Here is a 10,580-nt window from a genome sequence, read left to right as displayed (position 1 = left end):
CTTGATCCGGCATTCCGGTCTACAGCCAGCATTTTTGTGAACCAAGACGCCTACAACTGGTTAGATACGTTGCAAGACAATAACGGTCAATTCTTATTGCAGCCGTCTCTTGAATCGCCATCCGGTCGTCAACTATTCGGATTGCCGGTTGTAATCGTATCGAACAAGGTGATGCCTTCTCGTGTTGATAGCGGAACAGGGGCAGAATTCGCTCCGATTATCGTTGGAGACCTTGAAGAAGGTATTGTTCTGTTCGACCGCCAACAAACCGAAATCATGTCGTCTGATGTGGCGATGGACGCCTTCCAAACAGATGTGACGCTTTGGAGAGCGATTGAACGTATGGAAGTAAAAATGCGCGACAATGAAGCGTTTGTATTCGGCGAGGTGCAACTTCCAGCAGAGTGATGAGGGGAGTAATCCCCTCTTTTCTTTTGAAGGAGGGATGGCAACATGAAGGTTAGAGCGCTAATGGATTGTAAAGGTGTTGGGTACGACCTAAAAAAAGGCGATGTTGCCGATTTGCCCAAAGGCTTGGTCACATTACTGATCCGATTCGGCTACGTGGAGGAAGTGAAAAAGTCTAAAGAAACGAAGGTGAAAGAATGATCGTTTCTTTAGACGAAGTGAAAACGTGGCTACGTGTGGATTTTACGGATGACGACGCATTACTGACTACCTTAATTAACGCGGCTGAACAGTATCTTAAAAACGCCACAGGAATCACATACGATTCGACGAATCACTTGGCAAAACTTTTTTGTATGACACTAATTGCCGATTGGTATGAAAATCGAGAAATGATTGGAAAGGCAACCGACCAAACAAGGCCGATCATACAAAGTATCCTGACACAGCTCACATACAGCTACGGTGGTGACAGCGATGAATCCGGGACTGTTTAGACACCGCATTACGCTATTGAAGATGGTTGTCACAGAGGATGAGATCGGCCAACAAATTGAGGATTGGCAGCCAGCACGGACATGTTGGGCGGCAATTAAGACGGTAAGTGGCAGGGAATACTTTGCCGCCGCATCCGTCCAAGCGGAGCGAACCTATCGTTTTATCATTCGGTACACTCCTGGAATCGATGAAACAATGAGGATCGACTATCAAGGACGGAAGTTTGATATACAAAGTGTTCTCAATGATGATGAAGGCAAGAAAACGTTAACCATTATCGCGACGGAAAGGGTGGCGGCGGATGGCTAACATTCCGATCGACCGTCTAGCCGATGAGTTGGTGCAAGCGGTCAAAGAATACACAGACGACGTTGCCGAAGGTGTTCGGAAAACAGTAGACAAGACTGCACGGAAAGTATTACAAGAAACAAAAGCACTCGCCCCGAAACGAACGGGCGAATACGCGCAGTCATTTGGCATCACGAAAGAGGACGGATACGGCACAACCAAACGCATCGTGTGGAACAAAAAACACTATCGCCGCGTTCATCTTCTTGAATTCGGCCATGCAAAAGTAAACGGTGGCCGCGTCCCTGCCTATCCGCACTTGCGGCCAGCATATGAAAAATATGCGGCAGACTTGCCGAACGAGCTAAAAAGAGTAATCGAAAACGGTGGTTAAGATGACACAAGCGGAGTTATATCAAGCCTTAAAAACGATCGGCTATCCTGTCGCCTACGGCTCGTTTTCCAGCCCAGTCACACCGCCGTTTATTATTTATCAGTTCGCTTATTCAAACGACATGATGGCGGATAATGTCAACTATGTCGCGATTGATGACTTTCAAATCGAGTTATACACGGCAAAAAAAGATTTAGCTGCCGAACAAAAAGTGCAGGACAAGCTCAAAGAACTAGGCTTGCCCTATCGGAAATTTGAAACATATCTCGATGAAGAAAAAGTGTATCAAATACTCTATGAAATTCAAATTCTAGGAGGTTGAATAATATGAGTCAAAATAAAGTCACGTTCGGTTTGGAGAAAGTTCATATTGCTTTCTTGACAGACGATACAACGCCGACATGGGAGACGCCTGTGGCTATTCCGGGGGCTGTCCGTTTTAGCCCTGAACCGCAAGGGGAAGAATCGACGTTTTATGCAGATAATGGACCATACTTCACATACACGAGCAACAACGGCTACACAGCTGAGTTGGAAATGGCGACTATCCCTGACGACGTTTTAGCCGAAATGCTTGGCTGGGAAATCGACGCGAACGGGATGCTCGTCGAGACAACAGACGGAATGCCGAAAGAATTCGCGCTGCTAGGTCAAATTTTGGGTGACAAGAAAAACCGCCGTTTCGTGTATTATCGGTGCAAAGCCAGCCGACCGACTGCTGAACACAATACGCGCGGCGAATCGGTTGAGCCGACAACACAAACACTCAACATCACCATCCTGCCAATTGAAATCGGCGGCAAAAACGTTGTTCGTGGCGTGATTGAATTGAATGACACCAACCAAGCGATTTATGACAATTTCTTTAGCGCAGTGACAGTACCGGGCGCAACGGCGGAGGTGTAATGAATGAGAACAGTTAACATTGGAGGAAAACAAATCGGGCTAAAGGCTACGCCTTTGGCCCTTCTTTATTATCGTCAAGAATTCAAATCTGATTTGATCGGCGATCTGTTGAAAATGCAGGCGATTGCGGATGATCCGTCGGCGCTAGATTCGGTGGCTCTTTTGCAGATTGCATGGGCGATGAACAAAGCGGCGGAGGGAAAAGGTAAAACATTCCCGCGTTTTGAATCATGGCTCGATCAATTTGAATACGTGGATTTTTCAGATGCCGATACCATGACCGCGATCATGAACGAATCGGCAGAGGGCTTTTTTCGTCGAGGAATCCGAACCGCAACAAAATGATGACACGGTATACGAACCGCCGGAGCGTCCTGATTTAGAGTTGCTTGTGATTGGGAAACGCGCCGGTCTTTCTTTTGATGAAATCAACGAGTTGACGGTCAATGACTTGCTGAAATACGTGAATATTTACGTGGACATGGAAACTGGAAAACGAAAACATCGCCGCAGAATGGCGACGCAGGCGGATATAGACGCCTTTTTTGCGTAAAGGTGGTGAGAACGTGGCAGAAACGATAAGAGGGATTTCTGTAGTCATTTCGGCGGACACAACCAAACTTGGAAAGGCTCTCTCTGATGTCAATCAAAAAAGTAAAGATATTCAATCTGAATTGCGACAAGTCGAGCGCCTGCTCAAATTTGACCCTGCAAATACGGAATTGCTGGCTCAAAAGCAACAACTACTTGCAAAACAAATCGAAAACACAAGCGAAAAATTAAATCGCTTAAAATCCGTTCAACAACAAGTCGCCGATCAATTTGCACGAGGTGAGATTTCGGAAGGCCAATATCGCGCTTTTCAACGCGAGATTGCAAAAACAGAACAAGAATTACGAAGATTACAAGAACGTATGCAAGAGGCGGAGCAAGAACAACAGAAACTTGCTACTGCGACAAAACAATTACAGACGTTCTTTGCCGCAACCGGAAAAAGCGTTGATGATTTTTCGGATGTTTTAGGAACAAAACTGGTTAATGCAATCAAAAACGGAACAGCTTCATCAAAACAGTTAGATGAAGCGATCAAAAAAATTGGACAAGCGGCACTTGGAACTAACGTTGACATAGATAAAATGAAGCAAGCTCTTGCTTCTGTTGATGACGGGAATTCGATTAAAAACATCAAAAAAGAACTTGGGCAGTTGTCAAAAGAAGCAAAAGCAGCTGAAAAATCAGTTGGTGATCTCGGTGTTGAACTTGAAAATGTTGCTGGTGCGCTCGTTGCCGGTGGTGGGATCGCCGGAGCGATTGAAAAGGCTCTCGATGTTTCTGATCTTGAAGCAAAAATCAATGTCGCTTTCGATGTGCCGGAATCATCCAAAAAGGCCATAAAGGAAGCGGTTCGGTCAATCGAAGCGTACGGCGTGGATGCGGAAGCAGCACTTGAAGGCGTGCGCCGTCAATGGGCACTGAACAAAAACGCCAGTGACGAAGCGAACACCGCAATTGTCAAAGGGGCAGCGGCCGTTGCAAGAGCCTATTCAGGAATTGACTTTACCGAGTTGATTCAAGAAACACACGAAGTCGCGTCAGAATTGAACATCTCAAATGAGGGAGCATTAGGGCTTATTAACGCGCTATTAAAAATCGGATTCCCGCCCGAACAATTGGACATCATCGCTGAATACGGGCAACAGTTGCAACGTGCCGGATTTGAAGCAGAAGAAATTCAGGCGATTTTCGCTGCAGGGGTCGAAACAGGGACGTGGAACATCGACAACCTGCTCGATGGTCTCAAGGAGGGTCGAATCCGTCTAGCGGAGTTCGGCCAAGAGGTTGATAAATCAACTAAAGAATTGCTACAAGGAACAGGTATTTCTGCGAAACAATTGCAGGAATGGGGGCAGGCTGTTGCTGCTGGCGGCGATAAAGGACGCGAAGCGATGCAACAGGTTGTCAAAGCGCTGATGGGTGTGAAGGACGAAACGAAACGAAACGCCTTGGGGGTAGCTATTTTCGGTAAACGAAAGTTGTGCCGAAACAAAACCGGGCAAAATCGGTGGAAGCTAAGTGAATCGGCATAAAAAGTATGTTATAATAATTATAAAGGGCTAGGGGGACGCCCCGAAAAGCAGATTCCCGACTGCCTGCCCTTCATTTAATTATTCGGGATACAACTACGGGAGGTTGTAAAATGAATAAGGTTTGTTGTGATTGTGGTGAAGAAAAACAATTAGATGATTTTGTGAAAGACAAACGTTATCCTGATGGGCGTAGAAAAAGATGCAAACGGTGCGAAAATTTAAGACGAAGAAAGACTCCTTTGTTACCAACACCAAAAGATGGTTATAAATATTGCTCTAAATGTTTAAAAGAAAAGCCGTTAGACGAATTTAATTTTAGAACTGTCAAAGGAGAAAAGAAGCCATTTAGTTATTGCAAAGATTGCGAAAGAGAATATAACCGAAATAAATATTCTCATACATGTCAAAGATGTGGAAAAAGTTATCATTCGGGCAAAAAGAAATCTACTTATTGCAAAAAATGCTACTCGGAACTCTTAAGGGATTTAGAAACCAATCCGTCGAAAGTGATATACATGGATTGGAGCGGAGAAAACAATCCTATGTATGGAGTTAGACGTTTTGGAAAATCCAATCCTAATTACAACCCGAACAAAACAGATGAGGAAAGAGAAAAAGAACGGCTTATTGAAGGTTATGGTTTGTGGAGAACACAAGTCTATGAAAGAGACAATTATACATGTCAATGTTGTGGAGATAATAAAGGTGGAAACTTAATCGCCCATCACTTGGATAGTTGGGATTGGTGCAAAGAGAAACGACTTGATGTGGATAACGGCATAACCTTATGCATAACATGTCACAAAAATTTCCATGATATATATGGATACGGAAAAAACACTAAACAACAATTTTATGAATTTCTGTCGATGGTAAATAGGCGCTCTGTTTGAGCGCTTTTTATTATGCCGATTCATATGCCAACACCGAGGTAACAGGGAACACCACCCTGCACCGTAGAGCGTAGGCGGTGAGCGTTAAGGGAGCAATAATCCGCCCAAGAGTGTCCGGCAACCAACATTTGTTGGTTGAAAATGTACGCCGAACCGGGCTGGAATTGACCAGCCGTATCCCGTGAAAGGGTATGAGGGAAACCTCCGGAAGCAGAGGATAAAAAGCCTTTGCGATAACAAATTGACAATGTGGGAAGACCAAGGCGAAAACATTGCCGAAACGATCCTCAACATGAACAAACACCTAGGAGACGCTAAGAACAACACGGATAACCTAAAAAATACCGTTGCCCAGATCGACGAATCACCAGCAGTCAAACTGCAGCAAGCATTCCAAGATTTAAAAACCGTGTCCGAACCATTACTAGGCGTCATCGCTGACGTTGTTTCTAAAATCGCCGAGTGGGTGTCAAACAATCCGACATTAGCGGCGACCATCGCGGCGGTTGCTTCGGCAATCGGAATTATCATGGGAGCTATGATGGCATTAGCTCCAATTATTACTGCTATAACCATGGCTGCTGGCGCGATGGGAGTTAGTATAGGGGCGATAGCAGCTCCTGTTGCTATCGCTGTTGCGGCAATCACTGGGCTAATCGCTATAGGCGTTCTTCTTTGGAAAAACTGGGACAAAATCAAAGCGTTTTTATTAGCAACATGGCAAGCAATCAAAGCGGCAGCACAAGCGATATGGAACGGCATAAAAGCATATTTTACGACTGTTTTAAACATCTACAAAACCATCTTTACGACTGTATGGAACGCTATAAAAACGGCACTGACGACTGTATGGAATGCGATTAAGACAACAGCAAGTACAGTATTCAATGCCATAAAAACAACAATATCCACCATTTTTAATACTATTCGTTCGGTCGTAACTTCTGTTTGGAATGGGATAAAATCCACGCTAACATCCATATGGAACGGCTTAAAAAGTACAGCATCGTCTGTATGGAATGGAATTAAATCGGTTATCTCCAATGTTGTTAATGGCATCCGTTCCACAGTTTCAAATGTGTGGAACGGCATTAAATCGACAACGGCAAGCGTATGGAATGGAATCAAAAGTGCTATTACAAGCCCGATTGAAAAGGCAAAAAATACGGTTTTAGGCATCATCGACAAAATTAAAAACGCCTTTTCCCAGTTGTCTATCAAAATCCCGAAACCGAAACTACCGGACATCAACGTAAGTTGGAAATCGTTCGGCATCGGTGATTTATCCGTTAAAATTCCGAAGTTCTCGATCAACTGGCACGCAATCGGTGGTGTATTTGAAAGACCTGTCATTTTCGGGAATGCTGGATTTGGTGATGTGGATGAGGCAATTGTACCGTTTGAAGGCAGACATGCACGAAAAATTGCGGGTTTGATCGCAAGAGAAATGCCACAGCAACAACCGACCATAAACGTGACATTGAACTATACCGGTAATAATATCAACGACGCATATCGGATGATCGACATCATCGAACGTGAACTTGGAAGCCGTATGAATACGAGACTGCGTATGAACGGGGTGAAATGATGATTATCGAAAGGCTAGATGGAACTATGATTGATACAGAACAATACGGAATCAAACTCCTAACTCATTCCATTTCCTCACCTACCGTTCGCGTGGTGACAGAAGAAATTGACGGTCGGGATGGATATGTCGAAGTCGATACCACCTATGACGGTCGTAAAATACGAGCGTCTTTTTTTATGCACGCGGTTGACCGACAAGACTTTCCGTTGCTGCGGAATGAAGTGTTCCGTATTTTCTCAACGAAAGAATTGTTCTACTTTCATGAACCGAACCAAAAACGACGATGGCTTGTTCGATCAAACGGATTTGAGATTGAAAAGTATCCGCCACGTATTGGAACGTTTGAAATAGAGTTTTCTTCGCCTTCTTCATATGCCGAATCCATCGGAACTACCCTAGACCCGTTCACGTTTGATGCAGAACTTTGGCAAATCGGGCAGGGGTTAATTGAATCAGATGATCTGAAATATGTTCACAATACGGCTAATTTCAGTATTTACAACGCCGGAGATATTGACATTGACCCGCGTGTGTTACCGTTAAAAATCGAATTCACAGGAGCGTCAACGAATCTTACCATCACGAATCAGACGACAGGGGATACATGGCAATACACGGGAACGACAGTTGACGGCGACACAATCACACTAGACGGTGTGCGGTCGCTAAAAAACGGGTCAAGCATTTTTGGACAGACCAACCGAAAATTAATCACATTGAAATCAGGATGGAACGACTTCACCATAACGGGAGCAACGGGAGCTTTTACCATCTCGTTTGACTTCCGTTTTTATTACTTATAGGAGGACGGTGATACAGCATGTCATCTATGAAATATCCATACCGTGATTTAGGAGTTCCATTCGACCGCAATTTTAGAAATGACCTCAATGCTAACTTTGATGATATTGAGGCGGATATAAAAGAAGTACAAAACGACCTCAACGCAAAAGATAGCGCGGCGCATGCACGTATGACACAGATTGAAAACGACAGTATTGAACGAGATAATGACCTCGATGCACGTATCGATAATATCGTCGCAAACACAGGAAGTTCCAATACCGAAATCGTGGACGCTCGGTATGATTCCATTAATAATGTGACACATCCGACATTAAAAGATCGTTTGGATGATACATCTAATAAAATTGGAATTTTATCAACCGCTGATGACGTTCTATTTCAAAATGATCGTTCAATCTTTTTAGAAATTGACAAGTACAAAAAATTACGTTTTCAGCAAGGAGTCGCAACAATAACAGGTGTGAATTCGAACGGGTATTTTCGAGATAATGAGCCGTTTGTACAAGTGACATTAACGGGATATGCACAAATCAACGCGCCGAACTATGCGGTGGTTATTGACGTTATTTCATCGAACGGCGATTATGGGCAGTTGATTGTGTATGACAAAACGCAGAATGGGTTTAAAGTGAAAATGACAGGTAGTGCGAGCAGTGTCACATTTATGTGGACGCTACTCAATCCGCTGGTGGCATAGGAGGGGATGTGAATGATTATCACTCATTTAAACAGCGGACGGAAGGTAGAGTTTACGCTTGAGGGAACGACACTAAATATTGGTAGCTTGTCGATCGATCTGCAAGAGAGACAGGGTGATGTGCAACGTGTGATTGACGTATGCCTTGACACGACATATACAACTGTGCAAGAAGGTGTGGGGGCTTGGTATGTAGCGACAATTATTATTCCACCACGAGAATATCAGCTTGTGAAAAACGATAACGGCGAAACAAGCATTGTTCCGATGTCTTTAAATATGTCGAAAGTCGAAATTCGCTTGTGGGCATTACCGGAAGGAGTTGAGATGTAATGGCTTTTGTTGTATCGGTGAAAGATTCATTGCGCCAAGCCGTGGAATCCGCCACAGGCGGAAAAAACACGGTCATGTATGATGACAAAGGAAATCCGTCTATCATGGTTTGCATTCCTAAATTCAACTTATCAGATGTCATCAACGGGGCGCCTAACGTTCCGCACCCGGCATTTATTGTAAACGGAGTAGTGAAAAGCGAAATCTGGATTTCGAAATATCAAAATATCGTGCATGACGGACGCGCATACTCTATTCCTTTCCAAGATCCGAAGACATCTGTGACATATGATCAAGCAAAACAATATTGTGCAGCAAAAGGTTCAGGTTGGCATCTTATGACGAATGCTGAATGGGCAGCTATTGCCCTCTGGTGCAAGAAAAACGGGTTTATGCCTCGAGGAAATAACAACTATGGCAAGGATATTTCTGCTCCACATGAAAGAGGAAAAGTGACGTATCAATCAAGTGGACAGGATGCTCGTGTCGCAACAGGTTCTGGACCTGCCAGCTGGTCGCACGATGGAACGAATGAAGGTATTTTCGACCTCAACGGGAACGTATGGGAATGGGTCGATGGATTAAAATTGATCGACGGGAAAATTTATGTTCACCAGGACAACAATTACAATACGCCAGAAGGACCGCGCGTAGTCGATCAATGGGTCGACACAGGCGTATATTTCGATAACACGACAGCAGGAGATGCAAACACAACAGATCGTGATGTAGGCGGCGATCCTGTCTTGGGAGCAGAAAGAACAAATCCGATGTTTACGACTGATCCGAGTTCAGATGCTTACTACGGGTATAGCTATACGACCTTTGAAACGTTGGGAGCTAAATCCGGCTTCACGGTTCCAGATCTATTGAAGCATCTCGCTATTGCTCCTATCGACGCGAACCATGGCGGAGACGGTATCTGGGTGCGTAACTACGGTGAGCGCCTTCCGATTCGCGGCGGCTACTGGGCCGACGGGTCGGATGCTGGTGTCTTCGCGCTGAACCTGTCGCACGCTCGTACGAGCTCGGGTACCTACCTCGGTTTCCGCTCCGCGTACATCGCGCCGTAATCTGGAATCTGAGAAACATATACTGGCTGTATAAAATGACGCTTTCATCCAAAGGATAGGGGCTATTTTACATCCTCTATCCTTTTTCTATTCCCATGAAAGGGGTGAACCCATGCTCGTTGTTACGAGTTTACAGGGGCAGACCGATCCACTACCCGATATAAACGGTGTAGAGGTTGCGGAACAGGTGAACGGCGAATATTCCTTGTCATTCGTCTGTTTCAATACAAAAAACAATGAACACGCCTATCCCCTCGTGCAAGAAGAAGCAACCGTCGAACTAGACGGTCACGAATTCCGTATTAAACAGATGACGGAAGTGCGCGACCGTAAAGAAGTACACGCGCAACATATTTTCTTTGACTTGGTTGACCACTATCAAGAAGGGACATATGGCGGTACACATACGCTAGACGAGTTCGTGCAATACGCACTCAACGGCACGGGCTGGACATTTGAAAATGTCGATGTCACCGAATCGGCGTTTATCCCGAATTTCGGAGAAGGAAACGTCGTTGCGCTCATCCGTCAAATTTGCGATGCATTCGGTTGTGAGTATCAAATCATGCCGGGCAGGCATTTGCGCTTCATGAAACAAATAG

The 10,580-nt window shown here is 44.8% G+C and carries 16 protein-coding genes and 1 pseudogene; all 17 read left to right on the top strand.

The annotated features are described in order from the left end of the window. The coding region (locus tag BM278_RS16910; protein ID WP_090952156.1) for a phage major capsid protein at positions 1–408 on the top strand (408 nt) is incomplete at its 5' end. A gap of 45 nt (positions 409–453) precedes the next feature. Next, positions 454–609 (top strand): hypothetical protein, encoded by a 156-nt coding sequence (locus tag BM278_RS18965; protein WP_167359674.1) that lies wholly within the window; start codon positions 454–456, stop codon positions 607–609. Beyond that, entirely contained in the window at positions 606–905 is a 300-nt protein-coding gene (locus tag BM278_RS16905) for a head-tail connector protein (protein WP_090952153.1), read from the top strand. The genes BM278_RS18965 and BM278_RS16905 overlap by 4 nt, the downstream gene beginning before the upstream one ends. Continuing rightward, positions 886–1,215, top strand: a complete 330-nt coding sequence (locus tag BM278_RS16900) for a phage head closure protein (protein ID WP_090952150.1) — start codon at positions 886–888, stop codon at positions 1,213–1,215. Before BM278_RS16905 ends, BM278_RS16900 begins: the two co-directional genes overlap by 20 nt. Next, positions 1,208–1,588: an HK97 gp10 family phage protein gene (locus tag BM278_RS16895; protein ID WP_090952147.1), complete on the top strand. Its 381-nt coding sequence runs from the start codon at positions 1,208–1,210 to the stop codon at positions 1,586–1,588. Before BM278_RS16900 ends, BM278_RS16895 begins: the two co-directional genes overlap by 8 nt. Before the next feature lies 1 nt (position 1,589). Further along, entirely contained in the window at positions 1,590–1,910 is a 321-nt protein-coding gene (locus BM278_RS16890) for a hypothetical protein (RefSeq protein WP_090952144.1), read from the top strand. Between the two features lie 5 nt (positions 1,911–1,915). Next, positions 1,916–2,494, top strand: a complete 579-nt coding sequence (locus BM278_RS16885) for a major tail protein (protein ID WP_090952142.1) — start codon at positions 1,916–1,918, stop codon at positions 2,492–2,494. 3 nt (positions 2,495–2,497) lie between these two features. After that, entirely contained in the window at positions 2,498–2,839 is a 342-nt protein-coding gene (locus BM278_RS16880) for a hypothetical protein (protein ID WP_090952138.1), read from the top strand. A 46-nt stretch (positions 2,840–2,885) separates the two neighbouring features. Continuing rightward, positions 2,886–3,047 (top strand): hypothetical protein, encoded by a 162-nt coding sequence (locus BM278_RS18960; RefSeq protein WP_167359673.1) that lies wholly within the window; start codon positions 2,886–2,888, stop codon positions 3,045–3,047. Between the two features lie 13 nt (positions 3,048–3,060). Further along, positions 3,061–4,518: pseudogene (locus tag BM278_RS16875) on the top strand (phage tail tape measure protein); the annotation flags it as partial. A gap of 173 nt (positions 4,519–4,691) precedes the next feature. Further along, positions 4,692–5,474: an HNH endonuclease gene (locus tag BM278_RS16870; RefSeq protein ID WP_090952132.1), complete on the top strand. Its 783-nt coding sequence runs from the start codon at positions 4,692–4,694 to the stop codon at positions 5,472–5,474. Positions 5,475–5,721: 247 nt separating this feature from the next. Continuing rightward, the gene (locus BM278_RS16865; protein ID WP_090952129.1) at positions 5,722–7,065 is read left to right on the top strand and encodes a phage tail protein; all 1,344 of its coding nucleotides are present in this window, start codon (positions 5,722–5,724) and stop codon (positions 7,063–7,065) included. Then, on the top strand, positions 7,065–7,871 hold the full coding sequence (locus BM278_RS16860; protein ID WP_090952126.1) for a phage tail family protein: 807 nt from the start codon (positions 7,065–7,067) through the stop codon (positions 7,869–7,871). The genes BM278_RS16865 and BM278_RS16860 overlap by 1 nt, the downstream gene beginning before the upstream one ends. A 17-nt stretch (positions 7,872–7,888) precedes the next feature. After that, positions 7,889–8,572, top strand: a complete 684-nt coding sequence (locus tag BM278_RS16855) for a hypothetical protein (RefSeq protein ID WP_090952123.1) — start codon at positions 7,889–7,891, stop codon at positions 8,570–8,572. Between the two features lie 12 nt (positions 8,573–8,584). Further along, the gene (locus tag BM278_RS16850; protein ID WP_090952100.1) at positions 8,585–8,905 is read left to right on the top strand and encodes a hypothetical protein; all 321 of its coding nucleotides are present in this window, start codon (positions 8,585–8,587) and stop codon (positions 8,903–8,905) included. Further along, the gene (locus BM278_RS16845) at positions 8,905–9,978 is read left to right on the top strand and encodes an SUMF1/EgtB/PvdO family nonheme iron enzyme (RefSeq protein WP_090952097.1); all 1,074 of its coding nucleotides are present in this window, start codon (positions 8,905–8,907) and stop codon (positions 9,976–9,978) included. Before BM278_RS16850 ends, BM278_RS16845 begins: the two co-directional genes overlap by 1 nt. 112 nt (positions 9,979–10,090) lie before the next feature. Next, positions 10,091–10,580, top strand: a 490-nt coding sequence (locus BM278_RS16840) for a prophage endopeptidase tail family protein (RefSeq protein ID WP_208601832.1), incomplete at its 3' end; no start/stop codon positions are given.

It is taken from the genome of Parageobacillus thermantarcticus, from assembly GCF_900111865.1.
Taxonomy (GTDB): domain Bacteria; phylum Bacillota; class Bacilli; order Bacillales; family Anoxybacillaceae; genus Parageobacillus; species Parageobacillus thermantarcticus.
The sequence above is the reverse complement of the archived record's forward strand: the minus strand, read 5'-3'. Positions and strand labels throughout refer to the sequence as shown.